Raw genomic sequence first — 26,009 nt, forward strand, 5'->3', positions numbered from 1 at the left:
ATCAGGATGAAACTCAAAGGGCTGAGCCCTGTGAAATACAGGACCCAGCCCTCAAATCATCCCAGCCTATGAACCGTCCAACTTTATGGGGTCAGTTCATCAGCGGGGTCTTTTCATTTTGCACTAAGCTGCTATCCGGCCGTTAAGCACGATACCATCCTTGCGTGCAGTTTTGCCACGGTTTGACGGATTTCGCGCGGTGCTTGATAAGGTTGGTTGCCAAAGCTTACCTTTGGCTGTATTTCGCTTTCCCGGGGTTGTATCCTAAATTGCCGGAGGGAATATGCGCATACGTGCCACGATGGCGGCGAGCCTTGTCGCTATATCAACCATTCTATCGAGCTGTCAGACACCGCAGGAATCTGCGATGAATGCGGAAATGACCTGCCAGTCGCAGGGGTTCCGTCCGGGCACGCAGCGTTATAATCGCTGCGTCGGCGCGACCTACCAGTCCAATCGCGCCCAGGCGCAACAGGCTGAAAACCAGGCTGCCGCTCTGGCTGCTGCCGGCATCATCGGTGGCGTTCTCGTCGGCGCCGCTGTCAGCGATAATCATCATCACCGCGGCTATTATGGCCGGCCCTATTATCGCCGCTGCTATCGCTGCTGGTAAGTGTGGCTTTTATCTGCATTACATCACACTCCGTCGGCTCATGCAGGCGGAGTGTTCGTTTTCAGATCCAACGAACCTCAAGAGCAAGTCCAGGAAACTGCAGCGGTTTTCCGTCCGGAGTTGCGTAAAAGGCAAAGGGATGGGCGTTTTCGCGATTCGTGGAAAAGCGCGAAGACTCTAATCTGGCGGGCTCATTTCCTGGCGGTTGACGAGCTTCACGCTTCGGTCCGGCTGGACGATATAGGTTTCGATAACATCCTGGCCCCACTGGTTCGTAAAGTGATGCTGGAATTGCGACCCGGGAGGCGATTTCGTCAGTTTCATATGCGGCTGGCCGCCATAGGTGATGCTGCCCGGGATGGGCTGCACCGATTCCGTCGTGTTGCACGCGGAGAGCAGCGATAGGCACAACAGGAGACTCATTACATGGGGCTTCATTGCTTTGACTTTCCGCCCACTTTCCGTCTTGCGAAGTCCGTCGCACATAAAGACGGAAGGGCATCTATGAGTGTGGCTCCAAATCACTATATACAGATAATGACGGCGTGCTCGGCAGCAAGGTTGTTGTGCGGATTTACTTGATGGCGCCGCCGGATTTCGAAGGAGTCGCATATGTTTACGATTGCGAGATCGATAACTGCCGCAGGCTTTGGTCTTATACTGGCGGCGGGTGCCATCATGCCGGCGAATGCCCTCACCATGCCGACCCTGACAGTGCCTGCAACCGGACGATCGGACATCATCCAGGTTCGCGATCACGGTCATGGCCACGGCCATCGGCATCATCACCATAATCGTTGGGGCAGCGGCCATCGGCTGCATGGCTCGGACAGCTATTATGACGACGATTCGGATAGCGGCGTGCTCTTCAAATCTTTTGTGACCGGCACTTTGTTCAACAGGCAAGGCTCACAGAGCTATTACGGCGCTCATGCGCGTGACTGCGCAAGCCGCTACCGCTCTTATCGCGCCTCCGATAACACCTATCAGCCGAGCCGCGGACCGAGGCAACTGTGCCGTTGAACGGCAATTTTTTCTGAGCAGGCCGACACTTTTCGCTTGCGTCGGGAAACGCTAAACTCTAAACGAAACAAGCCGTTTCGGCAGGTCGGGGCGTAGCGCAGCCCGGTAGCGCACTTGACTGGGGGTCAAGGGGTCGCTGGTTCGAGTCCAGTCGCCCCGACCATTTATCTCCTTGAACTCCCAATCGAATTTCTGAAAATCAGCTACACCAGGATGTAGCCTGGCCGGTCCACCGACGCGCGAGACCTTCCGACACCATCTGATCGCCAAGCGAGCGCCCCGCGCGCATGGCAATGCGCAGCTTGCCCCCATTCGGGTCGTCGCGGCGGCTGCTGCCGGAAAGCACGAAGTTTCCATCGTTGAGAATGGCCTGCAGGCGCAGTTTCGCGGCCACGCCCCTCTGTCTTTCGCTGGGGCAGCGCGCGGCACCGGCGTCCGGCACATCGATATCGGCCAACTGAATCCGGATGCCATCCTGCCAGAAGGTATTGCCGTCGACGACGCAGTTCGTTCCGGATCCGGCGCCGCACAGCACGAAACGACCATCCGATTGTGCACGCAAGCTAGGTATCGGCCGTTCGACCGGTATCTTATTGACCGGCATCGCCACGGGAATGGCGGCGGGTGGCACCGGCAGGGCGGATGTCGCGCGCGGCTCCGAAGTGACTGCTGCCGTCCTTATCTGCGGCTTTGCCGCCGGCACGGGCGTCTCCCGGGCCATATGCGGCATGCCGGCGGCTGCTCCGGCATGCGCCAGCATCGACGGCATATCCTTGCGATGCTGATAGGCGTAGAGGCCGGCTACCGTTGCCAGGCCGACAACGCCCCATAGCCACATCGAATTGCCCGCCTTGGACTGCGGCTTGCGCCGCGTGCGTCGTTTCGCTTTCGCCATGGTATCGTCCCTCAATTGCGAGGGGGATTATCGCCGGCATTTCTTACCGATCCGTTGGCTTCCGCGGAGATCATGAACTGCGATGGGGCAAAGCTATTTTGCGGCCGCTGTCGGCGGCTTCAGTTTCACCGACATCGTCACCTGTCCGTTGATGGAAAGTCTCGTGCCGCGATTGTCTGGATTGTTGACCGAAGTATTGCTCGACAGAGCGCTGATCTCGCAGGCATCGGCGATGGTGTCGAGCAGGGTGGTGCAGCTGCTTGCGGCAATCTTATAGAAGGATTTCAAGGCCTTCTCCTGCTACTCCTCGCTGTCGCCGTCCGCCACGGGATAGGAGATCGATATTCCCGATTGCACGGAAATATATCCTTCGGGCGGCTGATGAGGGTTGCGCAGCGGAAGATTCGAAAAATTCTGTGCGAGGGCCGGTAGCGCCGTTGCTGCAAGCGCCAAGCTGAGAGCCGTCCGTATCAGAAATTTGGTCATCATTATGCCTCCGTTTTTTCCCGCTTATTGCATATGCGGATAAAGGCTGGGTGATGCATTAACTTAAAATTGTACCCTCGATCGAATCTCCGTAAAGTTTGCGAATCAGAAATGCATCGCCCGAAATGCTTCCTTGCCAACCCCACACGCAAGGCGCATAGTCTAATCCTGTCGTCGGGAATAAAACGGGTGCCGGCGAGGTACTGCGTGCTTCTGCCCACGGACTATGAGACGCGCAAATGCTGGACACACCTATCCATCCACGAGATCTGCCGCTGTTTTCAGACGATCTGGATCGCCTCGAGAAGGTACTGGACACGGTCTGCAAGGATCGCGGCATGGACCCCCGCAGCCTTGAGGCAGAGCGCCTCGGCGCATTGATTATTCAGCTTTATCGCCAGGGCGTGAAGGACGACGCAAAACTTCTCGCGCTCGCACGGGCTTATTTCTGACGCAACTGCGTTTTTTTATGGCCGGAAATCTAATCGATTTAAGCTGATTTCACATAGCAGCAATGATGCTTTGTGCCTGTTCGAAGCGGACCGGCCTCCCTATATTTGCTGCGTTGCACAAAGAGATTCGATTTCTCGATGTCACTGATTCTGGAAAGGAACAGTGCGCGCCAGCCCGCAGCGGAGGAAAAAACCTGCCGTGGCTGACGTGGATAGAAAGGTCCATGATGAATTTTAAAGTTCCGAGCCGGCTTCGCCGCTTGCTCGTCGATTCCGTCGAGCTGCCGCAGCTCAAATTTCCGATGACGCAGCCGCAATCGCAGCCGTCGCGCCGTCGCGTTCCCACGCGCCCGTTGCCGCAGCGGCTGACGGAAGTTTTGTGGTTCGGCCGCAATCCTGGCGATTTGCGCATGCTCGAATATGTGCCGCCGGGTGTGAAGGGGCCGATGCCGCTCGTCGTTGTCCTGCACGGCTGTCATCAGAATGCCGAGGATTTCGATCGCGCGAGCGGATGGACGGCACTCGCGCGCCAGCATGGATTTACCGTGCTTTATGCGGAACAGAAGGCATCGAACAACCCGAATCTCTGTTTCAACTGGTTTCGCCCGAGCATGGTCACGCGTGATCGCGGTGAACTCGGCTCAATCAGAGAAATGATCGATTTCAGCCGTCGCCTGCATGCAATCGACGATAGGAGGATTTTCGTCATGGGCCTCTCGGCCGGTGGCGCTATGACAGCGGCATTGCTCGCGACCTATCCAGAACTCTTTGCCGCAGGCGCCATCATCGGCGGCCTGCCTTTCAGCGCTGCCCGCGATGCCATGTCGGCACTTGATGTCATGAAACGCGGCTCAAGCCGCGCAGCGGAAAAATGGGGCGAGCTCGTTCGCGAAGTTTCCCCCGAAGCTGCTCGCTATCCGGCTGTCTCCATCTGGCATGGCGATGCCGATGATGTGGTGTCCTTCACCAATGCCGAGGCATCCGTCGCGCAATGGTTGACCGCACGCGAGCGTCCGCGCACAAAGGGTCGGCTGCGCCTTTTCGAAGGTGGCGAGCGGCGCGAATGGCGCGACGACTATGGCCATATGATCCTTGAGCTCGTGACGCTCAACGATTTCGGGCATGGCCTGCCGGTTGGCTCCATTGTTGAAGGCTGGGAGCCGGCAAACAACACCGAACGCTACATCCTGCCTGCAGCCCTCTCTGCGCCCGAAGAACTTGTCAAAGGCTGGAAGCTGGCGGCCTGAAGCAGATCGCGCAAGGCTTTAAAGGCAGGAAGCGGCTCCTGGAGATTGCTACCCTGCATCAGCTATCAATCGTCATTGGTGGCATTCAGGTTCTCAGGCCGAATGCCATCATTCTCGGACCAATGCTTGAAGCGAATGCCGGGGCCGCCGGTGCCGTCACTGCCGCCGGCGAGGAAAAGCACGCCGTGGTTCTCGAGGACGGAGCGAACTGTCGCAAGCGCCCTCATATCCGCTGAGCCGATCCCTGTTTCCAGCGCTTCGATCGCCGAAACCGGAAGTTTGCTCTCGCTGGCAAGCGTTTCCACTGTCAGTCCGAGCATGGCGCGCGCGCCGCGCAATTGTGCTGAAGTAATCATAAGTTAAGTCTATCGCATCGGCTTGAAAAGCGGAACCGATTTCCGACGAAAATCCTCTGCGAGTTTAAAGGGCCACCGCGCTCTTCTCCCGGCCCTTACGCTTATTGTCCAAAGTGGAGTTTGCTATCAACTCCAGTGGGGCAGGGGCGGGGTGGCCGAGTAGGTCGAGATAAATCTTCTCGGTCGCATCAGCCATGCCGGCCAGCGTATAGCCATCCTTGCGGCGGCGGGCTTCGGCGGTAAAATTGGCCAGCAACGTCGGATCGGCAAAACGAGCCATCGCGGCCGCCAACGCTTCCGGATTATCGCTGTTCGGCACGATGTAGCCGTTCTTGCCGTGCTCCAGCACCGTGCGTGCGCCACCGACATCGGCGAGCAGCAGCGGCTTGCCCGCGGCTGCGGCTTCCAGCATCACATAGGACATTGCCTCGTAGCGGCTCGGCATGACGACGACATCGAAGGCGTCGATGGCCGTCACACCCGGCACGCTGCCATCGATGCGGGCGCGATCTTCAAGCCCGGCCGCCTTGATCATTTCTCTTGTGACATCGACCAGCTCACCGATCCCGATCATCAGCAGATGGGCCTGCGGCAATTGGGTTGCTATCCGCGCAAAAGCCGCGACTAAGCGCTCGGGCGCCTTCTGCCGCGTCATCCTGCCGACGAAGCCCAAGAGCAAAGCTTCCTGAGGAATGCCGTAGCGTCTGCGGATGGCCGCTCGCTGGCTGAGCGGAGGCGCATTGACGCCGTTGACGACGACACGCAAGCGTCTTTCCGGAATGCCGAGCGACAGGGCGTGATTATATTCATCCTGCGAAACGCAGACCAGGCGATCCGTCAGCCATGTCCCGAGAAGGCGCTCGATCCCGCCATAGATCAGGCGGCCTTTCGCACCGAGCGTCGGATCCATGGTGCGGAAGGCATGCGGCGTGTAGAGAACGGGGACATGGCGCCCTGGTAGCCGCAGGCGCGTAAGCGCGCCGGCTTTCGAGCTATGACCATGGATCAAATCGAACGGCCCATGAACGGCCGCGATCTTGCGCAGTTGCCACCATGCAGTCAGATCCCAGGGGCCGGGCGCGCGTCGCATGCCGAGCGGAATGACATTGTCCAGGCCGATATTTTCCAGTTCTGCGACGAAAGCGGGCTCGGCGCGCACCGGGGAATAGATAGCGGTCACGGAGTGGCCGCGATGCTGCATGGCCCGGCACAGGTCGAGAAAATGTCGTCCCGAGCCACCGCCGCTCGGCTCGAGAACCTGCAGCAACGACAGGTGTTTGACGTTGGTGCGAATGTTCACGAAGCAGCTTTCCTTTTGTTCAAGTCACGCTGATACTTTTGCTCCAGCGCGCCACAGCCCCAGACGATGCCGATCAGCAAGTAGAAATGGCGCCAGTGGTCGGTATCGATGACGTTGCCGATGCCGACATGGCCGAGAATGACAATCCAGGCGATCATCAGGTAGGGCTGCCAGGGACGCTCCCTGAGGAGGTTGCGGAAGCCGATATAGATGGTCCAGCAAATCATGCTGACCCAGGTGACGAAGCCGAGCCAGCCATAAGTGGTCAGCGTCTTTAGCCAGGTATTGTGTTCGTCTTCGCGGAAGATCTGGCCGAAGACCAACGGCCCGATGCCGAAAGGCCGTTCCATGGACATTTGGAAGCCGATGCTGTGGCGCTCAAAGCGGCCAAGATGTCCGCCGTCATAACTCTGAACCAGCTGCAGGCGCGTCGAAAACAGGTCGCTGACCTGTGGGAACTGCAGCGCGCCGACGAGCAGCACGACCATGAGGATGATGGCCGCCAGCGACATCACCAGAATGCGCAGCCGGAAGGTATTGCTGCGGTGCTTCAGCAACATGCAGAAGATCAGCATCACCGAAGCGAAAGCGAAGAGGGCCCAAGCGGCGCGGGAGAAGGACAGAAAAATGCCGAAGGCGAGCACGAACAGGCAGATGCCCTTGATCGGCGCCTTCTTGAGGTCGCCGATCAGCAAGCCGTGCATGAGGTAAAGGCTTGGCGCCACGAGATAAGGGCCGAAGACGTTCGGATCCTGGAACGCCCCCATGGCGCGGTCATAGCGGGTGAAGATGTCGAAGCCCGGCACGGCATGGAAGTAGCCGAGGATGCCGAGGCTTGCGGTGATCAGCGCTGCCACGACCCAGGTACTGAAGATCAGCTTCAGCCGCTTTTCGTTGTCTTCGGTGATGGCGGCATAGAAGACGGAACTCAGCGCCAGGAAGGTGGAAACGGCTATATAGATCGGGCCGGCGAGATGATCGCTGGCGGCGAGATCATGCATCTGCGTAATCGACAGCATGCCACCAATATTGAACAGCAGGAACAGCGCCAGCAGTGGCGCGACGCTGCGCGAGATTTTGAGCCCGAGAATGAACCAGGTACCGATTAGAAAAGCGAGCCACAGCTCATAGGGTGCCGGCTCGGCGATAACGAAGCCCGACAGAAACACGCCGACGGCAACGCTTGCCGTGCCGACCAGCCGCATGGCCGCCAGCTGTGGCTGCGCGACGCGCGACGATGGCAGGTTGATCGCGCTCAATAGGCATTTTCCGTATTGAGCAGACGGAACGGCGTCAGGAAGAGGATTTTCAGATCGAACAGCAGCGACCAGTTCTCGATGTAGTAAAGATCATAGGCCGTGCGGAACTTGATCTTGTCATCGGTGTCGATCTCGCCGCGCCAGCCGTTGATCTGCGCCCAGCCGGTCACGCCCGGTTTCACGCGATGGCGCGCGAAATAGCCTTCGACGACGTCGGCATAGGTGCGGTTATGGCTGGCGGCCAGAACGGCGTGAGGACGCGGTCCCACAAGCGACAGGCTGCCGAGCAGCACGTTGAAAAGCTGCGGCAACTCGTCGATCGACGTTTTGCGGATGAAGCGGCCGACGGGGGTGACGCGCGGGTCGTTCTTGGTCACGGCATTGCGCGCCGACGGATCGCTCATATGGGTGTACATCGAGCGGAACTTGAAGACGTTGATGATCTCGTTGTTGAAGCCGTGGCGCTTCTGCATGAAGAAGATCGGCCCTCTCGAGGTTGTCTTCACGGCAATTGCCGCGCCGAGCATGATCGGCCAGAGCAAAGCAAGTGCAACCAGGCTGAAGAAGATGTCGAAGATGCGTTTTGCAACGCCATCCCAGTCGCGGATCGGCTTGTTGAAGATGTCGAGCATCGGCACGGCGCCGACATGTGAGTAGGCGCGGGGGCGGAAGCGCAGTTTGTTGGCATGGGCGGCGAGACGAATGTCGACCGGCAGCACCCAGAGCATCTTCAGCAATTGCAGAATGCGATCCTCGGCGCTGATCGGCAACGCGATGATCAGCATGTCTATGCGCACGAGCCGGGCGAATTCGACCAGTTCCGATACGGTGCCCAGCTTCGGGTAACCGGCAACCATGACTGGCGAGCGCTTTTCGCCGCGATCGTCAAAAATGCCGCAGATGCGGATATCGTTGTCGGGTTGATGCTCGAGCGCCCGGATGAGTTCCTTTGCCGGTTCGCCACCACCGACGATGACGGCGCGCCGCTCCATGACGCCGTTGCGAGCCCAATGGCGGATGCCATAGGCAAACAGCAGGCGAGCCACGAGAAGGAACCCTGCGCCTGCCGCGAGCCAAAGGCTGAGAAGCGAGAGGGAGTAGATGTTGTTGATGTCGAAGGGGAGGAGGGCGATAACCATGACCGCGAAGGCGGCAGCCCAAGACCCGAGAATCCGGTGCAGGAAGTGATGCGGCGAGCGCAAGACCGGTATCTGATAGGCATCCGCAATCTGCAGGAAGACGATAGCAAGACCGCAGAGGGCGGTCGTCACCACGGTCTTCGACAGGAAGGGATGACTATCCGAGGTCCCAAAGAGGAGGATCGCAAGCCCGAATGCGAGCAGCGACAGAAATTCGAACAGCCTGTATTGTCCGACGATGATTGCCGGAGACTGGTTGGTTTCGCGAAGCTGTTCGGCGATCTGCCGCGCATAGGCATTCATGCCGTCTGGGCGATCGCCGTGAGTCTCGCTCACACCGCGGGTGCGGATTTCCGAAACCTGCTTGCGAAGATTGTCCAAGTCGAATTGCTCGGACTTTTCCGTAGTGTTCATGGCAGCTTATCCGGTCGTTACCAGACAAGGGCGTATCAGATATCAGCTAAGAAACACTTACAACACTTGGCTGTATTCTAACCGTCGCGGTTCAGGCCAAGTATATTTTGATACAGGTGCAAAGTATCCCGCGCCATGGCCGAAGCCGAAAAATTCGATCGTATCGTCCCGATATCGGGCATGTTGCGAGCACCCCATAGCGGTTCAATGATCGCTTCAGCCATGATGCGCGAGAGGTCATCGGCATCTTCGGGTTTGGCGAGTGCGGGGCTGTTGTCGCCAAGTGCTTCCGCAACGCCGCCAACGCGTGAGGCGATGACGGTCTTTCCGGCTGCGAGCGCTTCCAGAACGATATAGGGCATGGCCTCGGCGCGCGAGGGGACGACGATGTTCTGTGATACCGTGAAGGCTTCCTGCACGCGCATCGCCGGCAGCATACCGATACGGTGACCGAGGCCCCGTTCGACCATCATCCGGTGATATTTGTCTCTGTCCGGCCCGTCGCCGATCATCAGCGCGGAAAGCGGCCTGCCGATACGCCGCTCCGTTTTCGCAAAGGCGTCAACAAACAGATCGGGACCTTTGAGGTCCCGCAGCATGCCGATATAGACGAAATGCACGGAGTCCGATCGTGTCGGTATGGTGCGAAAATCTCTTTCGCTGATGCCATTATAGATCATCACCGAACGGGTGCGCGGCTTGCCGATCTTTCTTTCATAGGTGCGGCGTTCGAAATCGCAGATGAAGATCAGGCCATCGGTGAGAAACTCGAGCACCCGTTCCAGGCTGTGCACCAGCATGCCCTGGAACGAGCTGCGCGAGAAATGCAGGCTTCCGCCATGCGCAGTATAGAGGCGGGCTACGCGACACCTGTTGACCCGCAGTATCGAGCCGAGAACGCGCGCAAGCAGGCCGCCCTTGGCGCCATGCCCGTGCAGTACATCCGGCCGCAAACTCTTGATTTCCTTGTAGCTGCTCCAAAGTGTCGCAGCATCCGAGAAGGTAATTTGCCGTCGGATCGGCAGGCGAACGACGCCAAGAGCCAGGAACGGCGCGATATCGTCGAACAGACGATCCTCATGCTCGCCGCCCGTCAGGCTGTCGCAAAGGATGCCGACTTCATGGCCCGCTTTGCTCTGTTCCTCCGCCAAATCCCGGACATGGCGGAAGACGCCGCCGACGGGCGATCTGAAGCAATGAAGAATACGAAGCGGTCGGGCCATGAGCGGTCGCGGTTAGAATAACCGCTCTCTGACGTAGATGGTGTCGCCTGCCAGCACCGGATCGGAGATGCCGACCCGTCCAGTCATGACATGACCGTTGATCTTGCGGGTGACATCCGCGTTGGATTGGTTGGCCCGGCTGGTGAACCCGCCTGCGACCGCGATGGCATTCTGGATGGTCATGCCCGGCACATAGGAATATTGGCCCGGCTGGCCGACTTCGCCCATAATATAGACCGAGCGATAGCGGTCGATGTCGATGGTGACGTCTGGATCGCGAATATATCCCTGGCGAAGCTTCTGCGCGATCTGGCCGGAGAGCTGCTGCAGGGTCCTGCCGCGGGCAGCGACCTGGCCGATCAGCGGGAAGGCGATATAGCCGGCCTGATCGACCGTATAGGTGTTGGTCAGCCCGGCTTGGTCGAACACGGTCACGCGCAACCGGTCGCCGCTATCAAGCGTATAGGGCTGGATCGTGGCCTCGTTGAAGGCCTTGGGTGCCGGTTGATAGGTATTGCAGCCGGTGAGCGCGGCGCTCACGGCAGCCATGCCGAGTGCAAGGACAATCTTTGGCTTTGCGAAGGGCATTTCGCGCTCATTGGAAAGGGAAGGACACTGCTGTCGTTATCGATCCGTTAGGGTTAACGGTCGGTAAAGAGCAAATGAAAATCCAGGAAAAAATTAGCGATGCCAAAAATAATGCTGACGAAATACTATTAACGCTTGGGTTACTATAGTCGTTTACGATTAATTCCGGCTTTCTATTACGGAGTTTTGCATATGTCCGGTGTCAACAGCACCCAGCAGGATGTGGACATCGATCTCGCTCAGCTCTTTCGCGCTGTGTGGCAGCGGCGGGTGCGCGTCGTTGCCATCACGCTGGCCGGCGCCTGCGCGGCACTCGCGATTGCCAAGGTCATGTCGCCGGAATATCGCAGCGAGGCCCGCATCCTCATCGAGCAGCGTGCGCCCGCCTTTGCGGCGACGACATCGAGCAACGATGCCGGTGCCGGCCCTCTGCTGGACGAGTTGAATATTGCCAGCCAGGTGCAGATCCTGCAGTCGGCGGATCTGGTCAAGCAGGTCATCACCAATCTAAAGCTTTACGATCGCCCTGAATTCGCTGCTGGCAACAACGGCTCCGCGTTCTCTGATATTCTGATCAAGCTGCATCTGAAGCAGGCGGCAGCCGACAAGGCCCCGGAAGAGCGGATGCTGGACGCCTTCAACAGCCGCCTGCAGGTCTATCAGATCAACAGCTCGCGCGTCATCGGCATCAGCTTCACGTCCCGCAATCCGGATCTCGCCGCCAGCGTGCCGAATGCCATGGCGCAAGTCTATTTATCCATGCAAAGCGGCGCCAAGCTCGATTCCAACAGCGAGGCGACGCGCTGGCTAGAGCCGGAGATCGCCAAGCTGCGCGATAAGGTCAGCGAGGCGGAAAAGAAGGTTGCAGATTATCGTTCCGCCAACGGTCTTCTCCAGACCAGTCAGAACAACAATTTCGCCACGCAGCAGCTCGCGGATATTTCGACGCAGCTGGCACAGGTGCGTGGCGACAAGGCCAATGCCGAGGCGCGGGCGCAAGCGGTGCGCAGCGCATTGTCCAGCGGCCGCTCCACCGATACTCTTGCCGACGTCGCAGGCTCGCAGACCATTCAGCGGCTGAAGGCGACCCAGTCGAATCTCGAGTCGCAGATCTCGGATCTCTCCACGACACTGATGGATGGGCATCCGCGGCTGAAGAGCCTGCGGGCGCAGCTCGTCGATATCCGTCAGCAGATCGATCGCGAGACCCAGAGGATTCTGGCAAGCATCGAGAACGAAGCAAAGGTAGCGCAGCTGCGCGAGCAACAACTCCTCGCCCAATCGAACACGCTGAAGGCCGACAGCGCCCGGGCAGGGGAGGACGAAGTCGGCCTCAACGCCCTGGAGCGTGAAGCTACGGCCGAGCGGCAATTGCTCGAGACCTATCTCGCCCGTTATCGCGAGGCGGCCTCTCGCGTCGACAAGAATTCCAGCCCTGCCGATGCGCGCATCGTTTCCACAGCGGTCGAGCCGGTCGATCCCTCTTTCCCGAAGGTCGGTCCGATCGTCGTCGTCGCTACCCTTGCCACTTTCATTCTCACCGCCATCGTTATCATGCTCGCGGAGCTGTTCAGCGGTCGCGCTTTGCGTCCGGTTGGGCTTGTTCGCAAGGAAGATGCCGCCGCGCTGGAGACGGCGCAGCGCACTCAACCCGTCACCGAACCGGCTCCGGTTCGGCCAGTTGCGCGAGCGAGCAGCGTCGAGACGCCCGCAAGCATGCTCTCCGTCCCCGTCGAGGAAATCCCGGTTCGGGCTGCGGATACCGTAACTGCTCCAGAGCAGGCAATCGCCTTGGACACCGCAATCGCTCCGGATCACGGGCCGAAGCAGGTTGCTCAGACTGCCGCGGAGGAAGAGGAGGATTTCTCCATCCAATCCGTCGCCGATTATCTGATCGATAGCGGCTCGCGGCTGGCGATCGCCATATCACCGACCGGTGACAACGGCTCGACCGCCACCGTCATGCTGGCGCGGACCATTGCCGATGCAGGGAGCCGTATCGTGCTGGTCGATATGACCGGCACCGGATGTCCCTCCAGGCTCATGGCCGAGCACGACGAACTTCCCGGCGTAACCGACCTGCTGTGCGGCGAAGCGGCCTTTGGCGATACGATCCATCCGGATCGCCTGTCGGACGCCCATCTCGTGCCGCAAGGCATGAGCGACCTTGCCCGCGCCATGCGCGGCGCCGACCGTCTGTCGCTGATCCTCGACGCACTGGGTTCGGCCTATGACATCGTTCTGGTGGAGTGTGGCGCGGCCGAAGTCTCCGGCGTCGCACGGCTGACGCGCAGCAAGGAGACGGAAATCATCCTCTCCATGCCCGAACCCGACGAAAGCCAGTTCATCGCTGCCATGACGGAATTCCAGAAGGCCGGCTACGAACACATCATTCTGATGTCCGGCTGGCGCGAGGAGCATGATCCGGATACGCGCCGGGACGCTGCCTGATCAATCCGCGTCACCGCCTCCGTCATCCGATGCGGCGCCGGTTCCGTGTCGCGCCCGCAGCCGCTGGATGAAGGAATAAAGCTTGCGATTGGATTTGATCGCGACCTTCGTACGCGTGATGACCCGGTTCGCGATCGCCGCGAGACGCCCTATGCCTGAGACAGGCAGGAAGAGATCATACTGCACCGTCTCCATCGAGCACCAGGAACGCTTGTAAATCTGGTCGCCGATACCGAAATCGAAGAGCGCGACGCCTTCGCGATGCAGCCGCTCGATCATCAGCCAGAACAGCAATTCGCCGGGGCTCGCCTCCGCAACCAGAGCCTCGTCGATCGAGGCAAACTGGCAGATGACATGATCTCCCTTGCGGGACAGGGCGGCGATGGCCGGAATATGGCCCTCATGCTCGCCTTTCAGGCGCAGCGCATGTATCTGCAGTGTCGCGCCGATGCCATCGTCTTGGCGTCGGTGCAACATAGCGTGCAGCGCGGCCTTGATCCGGTCATCCTTGAACGCATCGGGCAAGCCGGCATCCTTGAAGCGGACTGCCTTCTGCTGGAAGAATCGATCGAGCAATGCGTCCTGCCGATCAGGACCGGCGATCACATATTCGTAGCCACCCTTGGCATCGAGAAGCCTGCTTTGATGCTTGAACTTCTTGCGGCGGCGCTTGGCATTCACCTGCTTCAGACTTGCTTCGAAACTGCCGAGGAAGGGCATCTGAAAGGCATGGTTCTGGTTTTCGATCGACGTCAGCGGCGCGAGCGGGCTTTTGCGACCGCGCCATTCGAGCGGGACGTTGCGCAGGATGACGACGTCCACCCTGCCGCGCAAAGCCGCCGAGATGGCGCTCGCCTGAGCGGCCGTCAATTCTCCATTCGCCAGGAACCGGGCTGAAAACAGGCCCGTGTTGATATTGTTATGGTGGCCTCCGATGAACTCGGCCCGCCTTGTTCCGCGACTGCGGATGATCTCGAGCGGCAGGATGAAGGCGACGTGATCTTCGATGGAGCCCCTGACGATGGCGAGAGGGCGTTCGAGGTTCTCCACCCAAGCTGCGCACCAGTCATAGCTCTGGTGCAGCGAGTTGAGATCATCCCGTTCCAGTGCGCGCCATTCGGCTTCGAGCGGTGCCATACTGTCGAAGATGTCGATCCGCAGTTGATCGGCGGCCGCGGGCTTCATGTCGATGGACGCAATCCGCTCGTCCGCTGCTTGGGCGGCCATGTGGGCGATATCTCGCGTCTGGATCTGCATCCGGTCTTCTCCGCTCCGGCGGTATTCGGACGCAGTTTGGCGGGCAACGGCTTATTTTTGGCTTAAGATGGGACAGTCATGCGGGATGGGGCGCGGATCAGGGTTAGCCTAACGTAAATCGTGCCGGGACGAGCGTCATTGCGGGCGTGGCCCGGCCATCCATTTGATGATGCCCATCGCCGGCAGCACCCAGATGATGCCGCTGAAAAGGAAATACAGGAAATGCACCCAGCCGGGTTGATCTGCAAGCGTTCGCACTGCAACGATCATGGCAACGATCGCATAGATTGCAACCAGCAGCACGAGCAGGATCATGCCAATGAATTTGCGCAGGCGAAGGGGCACGGGTTTTTCTCCTCATTATGACAGCATGCCGCGACGGCATGCCGCAAACTCCCGGGACTTGTTTTGCACGCCCCTATCGGGCAAATCAACAGCCTGATCGAAGGGAGAAGCCATGGCTGCCACTAATTTTACGACCGAACAGGCTATTTTGAAGGAAGTGGCCCGTCAGGACCGCAATCGCCGCGCCATACGCATCTGGCTCGCTTGCGTACTTCTGGTTCTCTTCGGTCTCGTGCTGGTGGGAGGTGCCACGCGCCTCACCAATTCCGGCCTGTCGATCACGCAATGGCAGCCGATCCACGGCATCATCCCGCCGCTGAATGCACAGGAATGGCAGGACGAATTCGATCTCTACAAGCGCATCCCGCAATTCCAGATTATGAACAAGGATATGACGGTCGAGGAGTTCAAGGGCATCTTCTGGTGGGAGTGGGCGCATCGCCTGCTGGCGCGCACCATCGGCATCATCTTCGGCCTGCCGTTGCTGTTCTTCGTTCTGACTGGCCGTGTCGAGCGAAAGCTCTGGCTGCCGCTGGCCGGCATTTTCCTGCTCGGCGGCCTTCAGGGTGCGATTGGCTGGTGGATGGTCTCCTCGGGATTGGAAGCACGCACCGACGTCAGCCAGTATCGGCTTGCCACACATTTGGTGACCGCCTGTCTGATCTTTGCCGCCTGCATGTGGTTCATGCGCGCTCTGTCGCCGCATTCGAACGAGCCGCCGCCAACGCGTCATTCGGCGAAACTCGCCGGTTTGATCGTCTTCATGGCTTTGTTCCAGATCTATCTCGGTGCTCTCGTAGCCGGGCTGGACGCCGGTCTCAGCTACAATACCTGGCCGCTGATGGATGGTGCCGTCGTGCCCAGCGATCTTTTCATACAGTCGCCGGGCTGGATCAATTTCTTCGAGAACCCGAAGACGGTCCAGTTCGTTCACCGTCTCGGTGCCTATGCGCTCTTCGCAGTGGTCACGATCAATATGATCCTCTCGCTACGCGCGGCGGCGCAAACGACCCATGCGCGCCGGTCCGTCGTTCTCTTCGTGCTCGTGCTGATCCAGGCGATCCTCGGCATTTCGACGCTGCTGCTGCATGTGCCGCTGCATTTGGCCCTGGCGCATCAGGCTGGCGCCCTGATCGTCTTCGGCTTCGCGATTGCCAATTGGCGCGGCTTCTATGGTGAACTGCCGCGCCAGACCTCGATCGTCGTGAGAGATTGAGGCGCTTTGCGCCTCAAATCCCTCTAACGCGCGGAAGCGACGCTTGCAGCCGACGACATCCGCGAGACGACTTTCAACCGCTTGATTTCGCCGCGTCGGAAGGCAGCCAGGAAGCGGTTGTAATCCTTGAAGACAACGCAGCCATTCGATTCGCCGCGGCCGCCTCTGAGCATGTATGTGTGAGCCAGCAGGCCGTCGCGGCCATAGACGCGGGCGCCGCTTGCGGGTGTCAGGCGCAGGGCCTGCACGCCATGGAACAGGCTTTCCCTATATGTCAGGTTATAAGTTTCAGGCGGCGTCGGCCCGGTATTCTTGCGGTCGACATAGCGGGGATTGTCACGCATGTGGCCGAGACCGGAATGGGCCTCGAGGCGTTCGCCGCTCGGCAGGTAAACGGTCTTCGCTTCGATATCGTAGATCGCAGTGCCTGGGCCGGGGCTGATGGCGGCAAACGGGTTGATGAACGGCTTATTCTTGCGGACCGAGCTGTCATCCGGATCGGCATAGGCCATCATGCGCGATGGCGGTTGCGTGGTTGTTTCGCTGCCCGTTGCCCTGGCGATGGCGCTTGTGGCGCCGGCGCGTTGCACGGGCGTTTCTCGGGCGGGACGGGCCACGGGAATGACGTTCAGCACAGCTTCCGCCACCGCAATGTCGGCGTCTTTCGCAGGCACCGGCTTTGCTTCCGCAATGGCGGGCAGACTGATCTCCGGGGCCGCGGAAGCGACCGCGGGCGGCTGCTCCGTGGCTTTCAGGGGGCCTGCAGCCGGCATCAGGGCAGCCGCATATTTTGCCTGGCTTAGCGATTGCACTGCGGTTGCGAAATTGATCGCGATAACCTTGCGCAGATGGTCGATCGTCTCAGGCGAAGCCGCAGCTACTTCGAGACGGCCGCTCTTGATGCTTGCGGCCGCAATCTGAGCTTGCTTCATATCGGATGTCTGCTGTGCGAGTGCATATGCCAGTTGCGCATGAACCGCATCCGTCCCGCCAGCTTTCGTTTGAACCTCCGCAGCGGCGACGCTGCCGAAGCGGCTTTGCCCATGCAGCGAAGTGGTTTGACTCGCATAACGGACAGGGCGCGCCACATGGCTTTGCGGAACGATGAATGCCGATGCGCGGGGTGCCAGGAAATTATCGGTCGGCGCCGCCGCGCCGGGAAGCGACAGCACCATCGATTGCGTCGTCATCAGCGTTGCAGCCACCCAGGCGAAAGCCGCGACCGCGACGCCGGTGGCCAGGGTGCCGGGACGGATGCTGAGGGATTTTTTTGATCGCGAGGCGTAGCCGGAGCGCGAATTGAAGTTACCGAACGTTTCGGTTACGAACGCCATGATACTCGTTATCCAAACTACACAGACACCAAGCCGGCTCAAGAACGCACACGCGCCCTAACGCAAGTGTCGCGTTCGGTCGCCAACTTGCCGGCTGTCTGGAAGCATGCCGAATTATGGTAACCAATTCCTTTACGATGGCTCATTCTTGGATATTCATTGAAAAAGGGATGGTTTTTAACGTCCCACCTATTCGGGCCAGCAAAGCCGTTAAAGAGCAAATCCGGCCGACAATTGGTCGCAAGCCCAACGGTTGTTCACTTTTCCGTGTAGGTTCCGCTAATTTAGGGCAACGGCAAAAATAAGGCCGAGTACGGCAGCGGAGCCTAAATTGCGCAAAACTGCTTTTGACGTGAAAAGGCCCGGCCTGAATAAACGGGCCGGGCCTATCGAATTTCAATCCGCGTTGGACTGAGTTACGCGCTCAGCATCAAGTCCATGTTCTGTACGGCTGCACCCGATGCGCCCTTGCCGAGATTGTCGAGCAGGGCAACGAGGTTGACCTGCGCTCCGCCCGGCGTGCCGAAGACGAAGAGCTTCATCGTGTCCTTGCCGGCAAGCTCGACGGCGTTGACGCGGGGCAGGGCGCGGCTCTCATCGAGCGAAACGACCTGAACGATATCCTGGCCGGTGTAATGGTCGACGAGCGCGGCGTGAATGCTCTCCAGCGTCGCGCCTTCCGCGAGATCGCCGAGATGCAGCGGCACCTGCACGATCATGCCCTGGGGGAAGCGTCCGACGGAAGGCGAGAAGATCGGCGCGCGCTCCAGCAGGCCGTGGGTGGTCATCTCGGGCACATGCTTGTGGGTCAGCGGCAGGCCATAAAGGAAATGCGGCGCGGCGATCGCATCCGGATGATCGGGATTTTCCATCTGGGCGATCATCTGCTTGCCGCCGCCGGTATAGCCGGAGACCGCATTGACCGTCACGGGATAGTCCGTCGGAAGGATGCCGGCGGCGCGCAACGGCCGGATGACACCGATCGCGCCTGTCGGATAACAGCCGGGATTGGCGACGAAACGCGCCGCCCTGATCTTGTTACCCTGGTTGCTGTCCATCTCGGCAAAGCCGTAGGCCCAGTCGGGATGGATGCGGAAGGCCGTCGAGGTGTCGATGACGCGGACATTGTTGTTGCCCGCCACCATCTTCACCGCGTCCTTCGACGCATCGTCGGGCAGGCAGAGGATGGCGATATCGGCGCTGTTCAGCATGTCCTCGCGCATGGCGGCATTGCGGCGTTCGGCTTCGGGAATGGACAGCAGTTCGACATCGCGGCGGTCGGCCATGCGCGTGCGGATCTGCAAGCCCGTGGTTCCGTGTTCGCCATCGATGAAGATTTTCGGTGCCATCTTATTCCTGCTCTTTCAATAGGTTGCGGATATTTCCGGACTCAGTTTGCCATGCAGTAGATTCAATTTCATAACGCTCGTTGCTGAAGCGGTAGGGCGGCTTTCGAAAACCTTCCTCCCTATCCCGAAATCATGTCTCAACGACCGCTCGCACGTCGTTCGGCGTGGAGACCGAGCATATACATCGCCACGGTCGCCCCCGCAATGGCGGTGATGTCGGCGTGGTCGTAGGCAGGGGAGACTTCGACGACGTCGGCGCCCCGGATATCCAGCTGATGCAGCCGCTGCAGCACCGACAGGATCTTGGCGCTGGAAGGACCTCCGGCGACCGGCGTTCCCGTGCCCGGAGCAAAGGCCGGATCGAGGCAGTCGATATCGAAAGTAAGATAGGTCGGCGCGCCCTTGGTATGCGAGATGATCGTCGAAGCAATCTCGCCGGCGTTCATGTCCTCGACCTGATGGCCATACAGAATTTGGATGCCGAAATCGTCAGGCGCATGCGTGCGGATGCCGATCTGGATGGAGCGGTCGGGGTCGATCAGCCCGTCGCGTACGGCGCGCGCAACGAAGGAGCCGTGGTCGATACGCTTGCCGTCGTCGTACCAGGTATCCTGATGGGCATCGAACTGCACCAGTGCAAGCGGCCCGTGCTTGGCGGCATGCGCCTTCAACAGCGGCCATGTGACGAAATGATCGCCACCGAGCGTCAGCAGGAAGGCGCCGCTGTCGAGGATCGTCGCCGCCTGTCTTTCGATTGCAGCGGGCGTATCCTGATGATTGCCGTAATCGAGCAGGCAGTCGCCGTAGTCGATGACGGCCATCTCGGCGAAGAGATCGCGCTCGAAGGGATATTGCGGATCATTGTCGAAGATTGCGGAGGCGCGGCGGATTGCCTGCGGCCCGAAGCGCGTTCCCGGCCGGTTCGAGGTGGCGGCATCGAAGGGGATGCCCCAGACCACGGCATCGGCGCCTTCGAGTGATTTGGTGAAGCGGCGGCGCATGAATGAGAGCGCGCCGGCAAAGGTCGGGTCGCTGGCAGCCGAGGTCAAGCTGACGGTAGTGAAGGCGTGATCAATCGAGGTGCTCGGCAAACGCGTCTCCCTCGCGCAGCTGGAAATCATAAGCCCGTTCTACCCGCGCTATGCGAACCTTATATTGCTCATACCAGCGCTCGCGGCCTAGTTTCTGCGCCGCCAGATGGGCGACGACGTTCTTCCAGGCAAGAATGCTTTCCCCGTCTCGCCAGAAGGAATTGGTGATACCGAAGCCGTCGGCGCCTCTCGCACTCTCAAGACCAAGGCAGCCGTCTTGCGCCAATGCCATTTCCTCCATGCGTTCGCCCATGGCGCCATAGCCATTGTCACCGGCTGTCCGGATCGAAGCGAAGGAGACGATATAATAGGGCGGCTCGGGAGTGGCCGCAAAGCGGGATGCCTTGTTGGTGCTCATGACGTGCCTCACGGGATGGAACGGAATTCCGTTCTGTGAATCGCAGATAGGTCGTGTTCGATGCTTATTTGCCCGATCGAGCGGTGCATTGATACGTCTTTTTCACGCAGGCGATCTGCGGCGTTGAGCAATCGGCCCGCCCATCGGTCACGACACAATAGGAGCAGCTGTCGTTGAATTCGCGACAGTCCGGGTTTGTCTGAAGAAAATCCTTCATGCTCTGCATTTCTGCGGCCTTATCGGCTGGCGGAGCGTCGTCGCACAGAGCCGGTGAGACGATGCTGATCGAGAACAGAAACGAAAAGATGAGGCCGCGCATTCAATTCCCCGATGCTTGTAGGAGGACTTTGCCATAAAAAGCATTCCCTGCCTTGGCAAATCTGCACCATTTCAATGCCGCAAAGAAAAAGGCCGGGGAAACCCCGGCCTTTCCAATAATCCGATCTCGGATAAGCGATTAACGCTTGGAGAACTGGAAGGAACGACGTGCCTTTGCACGGCCGTACTTCTTACGTTCGACAACGCGGCTGTCGCGGGTCAGGAAGCCACCCTTCTTCAGCACGGAGCGCAGGCCCGGCTCGAAGTAGGTGATCGCCTTGGACAGGCCGTGACGAACGGCACCGGCCTGGCCGGAGAGGCCGCCGCCGGCAACGGTTGCGATGATGTCGAACTGGCCGTCACGGGCAGCAGCGACGATCGGCTGACGCAGGATCATCTGCAGAACCGGACGGGCGAAGTAAGCCGTGTAGTCCTTGCCGTTGACGATGATCTTGCCGGAGCCGGCCTTGACCCAAACGCGGGCTACGGCGTCCTTGCGCTTGCCGGTCGCGTAGGAGCGGCCGAGCGAGTCAACCTTGCGGACGTGAACCGGAGCAGCAGCTGCTTCCGACGTCGTGCCGAGGTCCTTCAGGGAGGAAAGGTCAGCCATTATCAGGCGCTCCTTACGTTCTTCTTGTTCAGCTTGGCGACGTCGAGGACGACCGGCTGCTGAGCTTCGTGGGGATGGTTGGAGCCGGCGTAGACGCGCAGGTTCTTCATCTGGCGACGGCCGAGCGGGCCGCGGGGAACCATGCGCTCGACGGCCTTCTCAACGACGCGCTCCGGGAAGCGGCCTTCGATGATCTGGCGAGCCGTACGCTCCTTGATACCGCCGGCATAACCGGTGTGCCAGTAATAAACCTTGTCTTCGTACTTCTTGCCGGTGAAGACGACCTTGTCGGCATTGATGACGATGACGTTGTCGCCGTCGTCGACGTGCGGCGTGAAGGTAGCCTTATGCTTGCCGCGCAGACGCATTGCGATGATAGAAGCGAGGCGGCCAACGACAAGCCCTTCGGCGTCGATGAGAACCCACTTCTTCTCCACCTCTGCAGGCTTCTGGGAGAAGGTTGCCATGTTGCATACTCTCTTTTAGGACCCTTGGCCCGAAGGCGTCTGGGCGTTTCTTGTTGCTTGGTTTGGCACGCATGGATGGGTGCCAAAAAGAAAGCAGCCCGGAAAGGCTGCAATCTGCGGCGGCTTATAGATCGATTAAGAGCCAGGGTCAATATCGTCTGATTGGGGAGGCTGTAAAAATTATAAAGCAAAATCAACATGTTGCTTGTGTGGTAAAATAAAACCACACAATTTATCATCAACCCAGCCGCAAAACCAGCACTCCGCCAGCAATAATGGCGCCGGCAATATACCGCCAGCTGCTGGATCGCTCTTTCAAAACGACGACGGATATCACCAAAGCGAAGAGGATCGAAGTCTCGCGCAAGGCGGCGACCATGGCGACCGGCGCCTTCGTCATCGCCCACAATGCCAGTCCGTAGGAGGCGATCGAGCCGCCGCCGCCGATCAGCCCGCGCCACCAGTTGTAGCGGACGTGGGCGGCGACGGCATTAAGGCCGCGTTGCGATATCGCCCAGGCGAATAGGAGGATGGGCGGCAGGAGCGCCATCCATAGAGTATAGGAAACCGAATTGCCCGATATCCGCGCGCCGATGCCATCGACATAGGTATATGTCGCGATGACAACGGCATTGGCGAGGGCGAGAACGATCGCCCGGCGGCTGCCCTTTCGGGCCTCGAAGGCAAGCGTCAATATGCCGGCACAAATGGTCATGGTGCCGATCAATGCGCCGCCCGAAAGCGTTTCCTTCAGGATGAAGCTGCTTGTCGAGACAATGATGAGTGGCGCGACACCGCGCATCAGCGGATAGACGAGCCCGATATCCCCGGCGCGATAAGCGGCCGCCACCAACTGGAAGTAGGCGAATTGAAGGATGGCCGAGGCACCGATGAACGGCCAGGCCGCAGAGGCGGGCAGGGGAAGGAACGGTAGAAGGGGCAATGCCGCGACCGCGCCGCCGGCCGAAACCAGCGCCGCATCGAGCGACTTGTCGGTTCCGGCCTTGATGATCGCATTCCACGTCGCGTGCAGCAGGGCGCCGAAAAGAACGAGCGCGATAACGTCGAGAGACACGGAAAACCTCGGAAATTGGCAGGCGTAATGGCAATGCTTGGTATTTTGTGGGAGTGCGGTCCCCATATGATCCGCAATACATCGAAAAGCAACGAAATATCGATCATTCTGACGGCTTCCCCTTCGCTCCGGTCATGAGGGGCGCCGAGAATGGGGTTTTCGTTATGTTCCAAATCGCCCTTTCTAGAATTATAAATAACTAATTTATTGGAGTATGAAGCGCGAACAAATATCGCATGTCCTGTGAACGCGGGAGTAGCATTAGACACTTCTTACTTAAAAACGACAGAGGGCTGTGTCGCCTGCAGCGCCGTGTGTTGCCGGGCGTGCGAAAATCGCCGCGCAAACGCCGCGCGCAATCTCTTTTTTCCCCATGAATAGAGTGGATAATTCTACAAGAGATGAAAAATATTACAGCTAGCGCGCGATGCCGCTGATAAAAATCATACTAAGAGCTAAGTATAGAATCATCGAATCAAAACTTGATGGGGTATATCATTGCGCGAACTCGAAAATTATTCTGTGGAAAAAATAATGAAATAGCATATGTTCCGCGTTCGCATTCGGTTCTCGTTGGAATTGACTGTCCATGCGAAGTTTCTAATTTATATGCGAATAAATAGCGAACAAAGATTGCATTTCCTGAGAACGCAACCCTGTGGCTTCGGAAAAATTTATGAAAGCGCTTTGGGAAGGGCTTGAACGCAGGCGTATAAATGCTCGTGCACGGCCACAGTGCCGAAGATGCACCGTGCCTGCGACAATCAATGGTCGTATCGAACTCGTGAGCCGTCCGCCATATCAAGCCGTAATCTATCGCGATCAGCGTCGGAAAATCAAATCATCGTCATCGAGATCGGTTGCCGGCCGGCATATGTAGACCGGACAGGAAGCGCGATCCTTCGTGGGAAGATAATCCTGATAGGCATAAAAGCCCATGTCGCAGGCGCCGCTGTCGGCGACATAGCGATCATAGAGCGTCATGTTCGGTGTTCGTCTGGCCGGATAACGCATGATGACAGCGCGCTCCCGATTGATGACCGCCCTGGCCTCGGCGCAGGTCATGGACATGGAATTATATCGCGAAATCGCCAATGCCGGCGTCGCGGCCGAAGTGACGAGCAGGCCCAGCAGGATGAAATTTTTCATCTGAGTAATCCTCCCTGAAGTTGTTATAATACAATATATATACGCGGAGACCGCCATTGCGGTTTCCATATTTGTGACAAAACGCAAGTGTGATCGAGGTGGGAGGCTTCGTGATGAACCACGATAGTTATGACGATTCCTATATAGCCGATATCCTCTTGTCCGTAAGGACCATCGCGCTCGTCGGCGCTTCGCCCAATCCCGCGCGCCCGAGCAACGGTGTGATGGCCTATCTCCTGAACAGGGGATATCGCGTCATCCCCATCAATCCCGGACAGGCCGGTAAGGAAATTCTGGGGCAATGGGTCTATGCACGCTTGGCCGACATTCCCGAGCCTGTGGACATGGTCGATGTTTTTCGGGCGCCCGAATATCTCCGATCGGTCGTAGAGGAGACGATCATGATCGAGCCGCGGCCCCCGGTCATTTGGGGTCAGCTTGGCGTGCGTGACGACGCCGCCGCGGCAAGAGCCGAAGCCGCAGGGGTAAGGGTCGTCATGGACCGCTGCCCGGCTATTGAGTATCCGCGCCTGGTCGCTTGACCGAGATCGCGCATGACGGCTGCATTCGGCCGTTTATCGCGCGATCTCACTGAAAGATGGCAAGTTTTTTCTGCGAGCCGAGAAGCACGGCAAAGTTCGCGGTTAACTTTCATGTGCCAGGCGTTATGCTTTTCCCGTTACGAACAAGATCCGGCGGGAGGAAAGTTATGCCAACCAGCAACCCAGGTTTCGACACGCTTGCGATCCACGCCGGCGCGCAGCCGGACCCGGCGACAGGTGCACGCGCGACGCCGATCTACCAGACGACATCCTTCGTCTTTCAGGATGCGGATCATGCAGCCGCTCTGTTCGGATTGCAGCAGTTCGGCAATATCTATACCCGTATCATGAACCCGACGCAGGCCGTGCTGGAAGAGCGGGTGGCGGCCCTTGAAGGCGGCACTGCGGCTCTCGCCGTCGCCTCCGGTCATGCGGCGCAGCTCCTCATCTTCCATGCCATCATGCAGCCGGGTGACAATTTCGTCGCGGCCAAGCGGCTCTATGGTGGCTCGGTCAATCAGTTCGGGCAATCTTTCAAGAATTTCGACTGGCGGGTCCGTTGGGCCGATTCCGCCGACCCTGCTACCTTCGAAGCGCAGATCGACAGTCGCACCCGCGCCGTCTTTATCGAAAGCCTTGCCAATCCCGGCGGCACCTTCGTCGATATCGCCGCGATCGCAGCCATCGCACACAAGCATGGCCTGCCACTGATCGTCGACAATACCCTGGCCAGCCCCTATCTCATCCGGCCGTTGGAGCATGGCGCCGATATCGTCGTGCACTCGCTGACGAAGTTCCTCGGCGGCCACGGCAATTCCATGGGTGGCATCATCGTCGACGGCGGCACTTTCGACTGGTCCGCCTCCGGCAATTATCCCATGCTGTCTTCACCGCGTCCGGAATATAACGGCATCGTTCTGCATGCGACCTTCGGCAATTTCGCTTTCGCCATTGCCTGCCGCGTGCTGGGCCTGCGCGATCTCGGCCCGGCCATCTCGCCGTTCAATGCCTTTCTGATCCTGACCGGCATCGAAACGCTGCCGCTGCGCATGCAGCGCCACTCCGACAATGCGGCTGCCGTTGCACGCTGGTTGAAGGCGCAGGAGAAAGTGGCATGGATCAACTATTCTGGCCTGGAGGACGATCCGAACCACGCCCTACAGCAGCGTTACTCGCCGAAGGGCGCCGGTTCTGTCTTCACCTTCGGACTGAAGGGTGGCTATGAAGCCGGCAAGGGGTTGGTCGAAGGCCTGGAGCTCTTCTCGCATCTTGCCAATATCGGCGACACGCGTTCGCTCGTCATCCATCCTGCCTCGACGACCCACAAGCAGTTGACCGACGAGCAGAAGGTCGCGGCCGGCGCCGGTCCGGATGTGGTGCGTCTGTCCATCGGTATCGAGGACGTCAAGGATATCATCGCCGATCTGGAGCAGGCGCTGGCGAAAGTCTGAT

General features: G+C 59.2%; 28 protein-coding genes and 1 tRNA gene. 9 read left to right on the plus strand and 20 right to left on the minus strand.

All coding sequences use genetic code 11. From position 1 onward, the window contains the following. Window positions 1–283 precede the first annotated feature (283 nt). Window positions 284–613, plus strand: coding sequence for a hypothetical protein (locus tag PH562_RS15785; RefSeq protein ID WP_069616257.1), 330 nt, complete (start codon window positions 284–286; stop codon window positions 611–613). 177 nt (window positions 614–790) lie between these two features. On the opposite strand, the gene PH562_RS15790 is transcribed toward PH562_RS15785, so the two are convergent. Continuing rightward, entirely contained in the window at window positions 791–1,036 is a 246-nt protein-coding gene (locus tag PH562_RS15790; RefSeq protein ID WP_483315356.1) for a hypothetical protein, read from the minus strand. A 189-nt stretch (window positions 1,037–1,225) separates the two neighbouring features. Here PH562_RS15790 and PH562_RS15795 point away from each other — a divergent pair, with 189 nt between their 5' ends. Together PH562_RS15795 and PH562_RS15800 are read left to right on the plus strand one after the other, a co-directional pair. After that, window positions 1,226–1,636: a BA14K family protein gene (locus PH562_RS15795; protein ID WP_285174065.1), complete on the plus strand. Its 411-nt coding sequence runs from the start codon at window positions 1,226–1,228 to the stop codon at window positions 1,634–1,636. An 86-nt stretch (window positions 1,637–1,722) separates the two neighbouring features. Next, window positions 1,723–1,799 (plus strand) — tRNA-Pro (locus PH562_RS15800). A 36-nt stretch (window positions 1,800–1,835) separates the two neighbouring features. Here the strand turns inward: PH562_RS15800 and PH562_RS15805 are convergent. From PH562_RS15805 to PH562_RS15815, 3 genes are all read right to left on the minus strand, one after another. Continuing rightward, complete coding sequence (locus tag PH562_RS15805; RefSeq protein WP_113229615.1) at window positions 1,836–2,531, minus strand: thermonuclease family protein; 696 nt, start codon at window positions 2,529–2,531, stop codon at window positions 1,836–1,838. A gap of 93 nt (window positions 2,532–2,624) precedes the next feature. Next, the gene (locus PH562_RS15810; RefSeq protein WP_285174067.1) at window positions 2,625–2,819 is read right to left on the minus strand and encodes a hypothetical protein; all 195 of its coding nucleotides are present in this window, start codon (window positions 2,817–2,819) and stop codon (window positions 2,625–2,627) included. A 12-nt stretch (window positions 2,820–2,831) separates the two neighbouring features. After that, window positions 2,832–3,020 carry a hypothetical protein gene (locus tag PH562_RS15815; protein ID WP_285174069.1) on the minus strand — a complete coding sequence of 63 codons (189 nt, stop codon included), beginning with the start codon at window positions 3,018–3,020 and terminating at the stop codon, window positions 2,832–2,834. A gap of 236 nt (window positions 3,021–3,256) precedes the next feature. Here PH562_RS15815 and PH562_RS15820 point away from each other — a divergent pair, with 236 nt between their 5' ends. Next, window positions 3,257–3,469 (plus strand): hypothetical protein, encoded by a 213-nt coding sequence (locus PH562_RS15820; RefSeq protein ID WP_113229617.1) that lies wholly within the window; start codon window positions 3,257–3,259, stop codon window positions 3,467–3,469. Between the two features lie 224 nt (window positions 3,470–3,693). After that, window positions 3,694–4,716: an extracellular catalytic domain type 1 short-chain-length polyhydroxyalkanoate depolymerase gene (locus PH562_RS15825; protein ID WP_285174071.1), complete on the plus strand. Its 1,023-nt coding sequence runs from the start codon at window positions 3,694–3,696 to the stop codon at window positions 4,714–4,716. Between the two features lie 65 nt (window positions 4,717–4,781). On the opposite strand, the gene PH562_RS15830 is transcribed toward PH562_RS15825, so the two are convergent. The 6 genes from PH562_RS15830 to PH562_RS15855 form a co-directional block, all read right to left on the minus strand. Next, window positions 4,782–5,072: a helix-turn-helix domain-containing protein gene (locus tag PH562_RS15830; RefSeq protein ID WP_113229618.1), complete on the minus strand. Its 291-nt coding sequence runs from the start codon at window positions 5,070–5,072 to the stop codon at window positions 4,782–4,784. A gap of 64 nt (window positions 5,073–5,136) precedes the next feature. Continuing rightward, on the minus strand, window positions 5,137–6,372 hold the full coding sequence (locus PH562_RS15835) for a glycosyltransferase family 4 protein (RefSeq protein ID WP_285174074.1): 1,236 nt from the start codon (window positions 6,370–6,372) through the stop codon (window positions 5,137–5,139). Continuing rightward, window positions 6,369–7,631, minus strand: a complete 1,263-nt coding sequence (locus PH562_RS15840) for an O-antigen ligase family protein (protein WP_285174077.1) — start codon at window positions 7,629–7,631, stop codon at window positions 6,369–6,371. The genes PH562_RS15835 and PH562_RS15840 overlap by 4 nt, the downstream gene beginning before the upstream one ends. Next, window positions 7,628–9,184 (minus strand): undecaprenyl-phosphate glucose phosphotransferase, encoded by a 1,557-nt coding sequence (locus PH562_RS15845; protein ID WP_285174079.1) that lies wholly within the window; start codon window positions 9,182–9,184, stop codon window positions 7,628–7,630. Before PH562_RS15845 ends, PH562_RS15840 begins: the two co-directional genes overlap by 4 nt. A gap of 77 nt (window positions 9,185–9,261) precedes the next feature. After that, window positions 9,262–10,407: a glycosyltransferase gene (locus PH562_RS15850; RefSeq protein WP_285174081.1), complete on the minus strand. Its 1,146-nt coding sequence runs from the start codon at window positions 10,405–10,407 to the stop codon at window positions 9,262–9,264. 12 nt (window positions 10,408–10,419) lie between these two features. After that, window positions 10,420–10,995, minus strand: a complete 576-nt coding sequence (locus PH562_RS15855; RefSeq protein ID WP_112337566.1) for a polysaccharide biosynthesis/export family protein — start codon at window positions 10,993–10,995, stop codon at window positions 10,420–10,422. 192 nt (window positions 10,996–11,187) lie between these two features. Between PH562_RS15855 and PH562_RS15860 the strand changes: the two genes are divergently transcribed. After that, a complete protein-coding gene (locus PH562_RS15860) occupies window positions 11,188–13,446 on the plus strand; it encodes a GumC family protein (protein ID WP_285174088.1) in 2,259 nt (752 codons plus the stop codon). Here PH562_RS15860 and PH562_RS15865 read toward each other — a convergent pair whose 3' ends face one another. Then, a complete protein-coding gene (locus PH562_RS15865; RefSeq protein ID WP_285174090.1) occupies window positions 13,447–14,703 on the minus strand; it encodes a GNAT family N-acetyltransferase in 1,257 nt (418 codons plus the stop codon). It lies immediately after the preceding gene. A gap of 135 nt (window positions 14,704–14,838) precedes the next feature. Further along, complete coding sequence (locus tag PH562_RS15870; protein WP_069616272.1) at window positions 14,839–15,048, minus strand: DUF2842 domain-containing protein; 210 nt, start codon at window positions 15,046–15,048, stop codon at window positions 14,839–14,841. A gap of 112 nt (window positions 15,049–15,160) precedes the next feature. Between PH562_RS15870 and PH562_RS15875 the strand changes: the two genes are divergently transcribed. After that, window positions 15,161–16,264, plus strand: coding sequence for a COX15/CtaA family protein (locus PH562_RS15875; RefSeq protein ID WP_113229625.1), 1,104 nt, complete (start codon window positions 15,161–15,163; stop codon window positions 16,262–16,264). A 23-nt stretch (window positions 16,265–16,287) separates the two neighbouring features. Here PH562_RS15875 and PH562_RS15880 read toward each other — a convergent pair whose 3' ends face one another. The 8 genes from PH562_RS15880 to PH562_RS15915 form a co-directional block, all read right to left on the minus strand. Continuing rightward, window positions 16,288–17,598: a tlde1 domain-containing protein gene (locus tag PH562_RS15880; RefSeq protein ID WP_285174093.1), complete on the minus strand. Its 1,311-nt coding sequence runs from the start codon at window positions 17,596–17,598 to the stop codon at window positions 16,288–16,290. Window positions 17,599–18,014: 416 nt separating this feature from the next. Continuing rightward, complete coding sequence (gene argC, locus PH562_RS15885) at window positions 18,015–18,947, minus strand: N-acetyl-gamma-glutamyl-phosphate reductase (protein ID WP_285174099.1); 933 nt, start codon at window positions 18,945–18,947, stop codon at window positions 18,015–18,017. A 137-nt stretch (window positions 18,948–19,084) separates the two neighbouring features. Beyond that, a complete protein-coding gene (speB, locus tag PH562_RS15890) occupies window positions 19,085–20,038 on the minus strand; it encodes an agmatinase (protein ID WP_285174102.1) in 954 nt (317 codons plus the stop codon). Continuing rightward, window positions 20,019–20,396, minus strand: coding sequence for an antibiotic biosynthesis monooxygenase family protein (locus tag PH562_RS15895; protein ID WP_285174103.1), 378 nt, complete (start codon window positions 20,394–20,396; stop codon window positions 20,019–20,021). The genes speB and PH562_RS15895 overlap by 20 nt, the downstream gene beginning before the upstream one ends. Window positions 20,397–20,853: 457 nt before the next feature. Further along, a complete protein-coding gene (rpsI, locus tag PH562_RS15900; RefSeq protein ID WP_075852256.1) occupies window positions 20,854–21,324 on the minus strand; it encodes a 30S ribosomal protein S9 in 471 nt (156 codons plus the stop codon). A 2-nt stretch (window positions 21,325–21,326) separates the two neighbouring features. Beyond that, window positions 21,327–21,791 carry a 50S ribosomal protein L13 gene (rplM, locus tag PH562_RS15905; RefSeq protein WP_004122374.1) on the minus strand — a complete coding sequence of 155 codons (465 nt, stop codon included), beginning with the start codon at window positions 21,789–21,791 and terminating at the stop codon, window positions 21,327–21,329. 238 nt (window positions 21,792–22,029) lie between these two features. Then, on the minus strand, window positions 22,030–22,866 hold the full coding sequence (locus PH562_RS15910) for an EamA family transporter (protein ID WP_285174106.1): 837 nt from the start codon (window positions 22,864–22,866) through the stop codon (window positions 22,030–22,032). An 822-nt stretch (window positions 22,867–23,688) separates the two neighbouring features. After that, window positions 23,689–24,015, minus strand: coding sequence for a hypothetical protein (locus PH562_RS15915; protein WP_095434485.1), 327 nt, complete (start codon window positions 24,013–24,015; stop codon window positions 23,689–23,691). A gap of 113 nt (window positions 24,016–24,128) precedes the next feature. Between PH562_RS15915 and PH562_RS15920 the strand changes: the two genes are divergently transcribed. Both PH562_RS15920 and PH562_RS15925 read left to right on the plus strand, forming a co-directional pair. Then, window positions 24,129–24,557: a CoA-binding protein gene (locus PH562_RS15920; RefSeq protein ID WP_015339469.1), complete on the plus strand. Its 429-nt coding sequence runs from the start codon at window positions 24,129–24,131 to the stop codon at window positions 24,555–24,557. Between the two features lie 167 nt (window positions 24,558–24,724). Continuing rightward, window positions 24,725–26,008 (plus strand): O-acetylhomoserine aminocarboxypropyltransferase, encoded by a 1,284-nt coding sequence (locus tag PH562_RS15925; protein ID WP_285174111.1) that lies wholly within the window; start codon window positions 24,725–24,727, stop codon window positions 26,006–26,008. Window position 26,009: the final 1 nt, after the last annotated feature.

Origin of the sequence: Rhizobium centroccidentale (assembly GCF_030182565.1) — a bacterium.
GTDB lineage: Bacteria > Pseudomonadota > Alphaproteobacteria > Rhizobiales > Rhizobiaceae > Rhizobium.

What these genes read in the sequence shown, in the direction of transcription:
- PH562_RS15785 (WP_069616257.1), top strand. Translation starts at nt 284, where the DNA reads ATGCGCATACGTGCCACGATGGCGGCGAGCCTTGTCGCTATATCAACC.
- PH562_RS15790 (WP_483315356.1), bottom strand. Translation starts at nt 1,036, where the DNA reads ATGAGTCTCCTGTTGTGCCTATCGCTGCTCTCCGCGTGCAACACGACG.
- PH562_RS15795 (WP_285174065.1), top strand. Translation starts at nt 1,226, where the DNA reads ATGTTTACGATTGCGAGATCGATAACTGCCGCAGGCTTTGGTCTTATA.
- PH562_RS15805 (WP_113229615.1), bottom strand. Translation starts at nt 2,531, where the DNA reads ATGGCGAAAGCGAAACGACGCACGCGGCGCAAGCCGCAGTCCAAGGCG.
- PH562_RS15815 (WP_285174069.1), bottom strand. Translation starts at nt 3,020, where the DNA reads ATGATGACCAAATTTCTGATACGGACGGCTCTCAGCTTGGCGCTTGCA.
- PH562_RS15820 (WP_113229617.1), top strand. Translation starts at nt 3,257, where the DNA reads ATGCTGGACACACCTATCCATCCACGAGATCTGCCGCTGTTTTCAGAC.
- PH562_RS15825 (WP_285174071.1), top strand. Translation starts at nt 3,694, where the DNA reads ATGATGAATTTTAAAGTTCCGAGCCGGCTTCGCCGCTTGCTCGTCGAT.
- PH562_RS15830 (WP_113229618.1), bottom strand. Translation starts at nt 5,072, where the DNA reads ATGATTACTTCAGCACAATTGCGCGGCGCGCGCGCCATGCTCGGACTG.
- PH562_RS15845 (WP_285174079.1), bottom strand. Translation starts at nt 9,184, where the DNA reads ATGAACACTACGGAAAAGTCCGAGCAATTCGACTTGGACAATCTTCGC.
- PH562_RS15850 (WP_285174081.1), bottom strand. Translation starts at nt 10,407, where the DNA reads ATGGCCCGACCGCTTCGTATTCTTCATTGCTTCAGATCGCCCGTCGGC.
- PH562_RS15855 (WP_112337566.1), bottom strand. Translation starts at nt 10,995, where the DNA reads ATGCCCTTCGCAAAGCCAAAGATTGTCCTTGCACTCGGCATGGCTGCC.
- PH562_RS15860 (WP_285174088.1), top strand. Translation starts at nt 11,188, where the DNA reads ATGTCCGGTGTCAACAGCACCCAGCAGGATGTGGACATCGATCTCGCT.
- PH562_RS15865 (WP_285174090.1), bottom strand. Translation starts at nt 14,703, where the DNA reads ATGCAGATCCAGACGCGAGATATCGCCCACATGGCCGCCCAAGCAGCG.
- PH562_RS15875 (WP_113229625.1), top strand. Translation starts at nt 15,161, where the DNA reads ATGGCTGCCACTAATTTTACGACCGAACAGGCTATTTTGAAGGAAGTG.
- PH562_RS15880 (WP_285174093.1), bottom strand. Translation starts at nt 17,598, where the DNA reads ATGGCGTTCGTAACCGAAACGTTCGGTAACTTCAATTCGCGCTCCGGC.
- argC (WP_285174099.1), bottom strand. Translation starts at nt 18,947, where the DNA reads ATGGCACCGAAAATCTTCATCGATGGCGAACACGGAACCACGGGCTTG.
- PH562_RS15895 (WP_285174103.1), bottom strand. Translation starts at nt 20,396, where the DNA reads ATGAGCACCAACAAGGCATCCCGCTTTGCGGCCACTCCCGAGCCGCCC.
- rpsI (WP_075852256.1), bottom strand. Translation starts at nt 21,324, where the DNA reads ATGGCTGACCTTTCCTCCCTGAAGGACCTCGGCACGACGTCGGAAGCA.
- rplM (WP_004122374.1), bottom strand. Translation starts at nt 21,791, where the DNA reads ATGGCAACCTTCTCCCAGAAGCCTGCAGAGGTGGAGAAGAAGTGGGTT.
- PH562_RS15915 (WP_095434485.1), bottom strand. Translation starts at nt 24,015, where the DNA reads ATGAAAAATTTCATCCTGCTGGGCCTGCTCGTCACTTCGGCCGCGACG.
- PH562_RS15920 (WP_015339469.1), top strand. Translation starts at nt 24,129, where the DNA reads ATGAACCACGATAGTTATGACGATTCCTATATAGCCGATATCCTCTTG.
- PH562_RS15925 (WP_285174111.1), top strand. Translation starts at nt 24,725, where the DNA reads ATGCCAACCAGCAACCCAGGTTTCGACACGCTTGCGATCCACGCCGGC.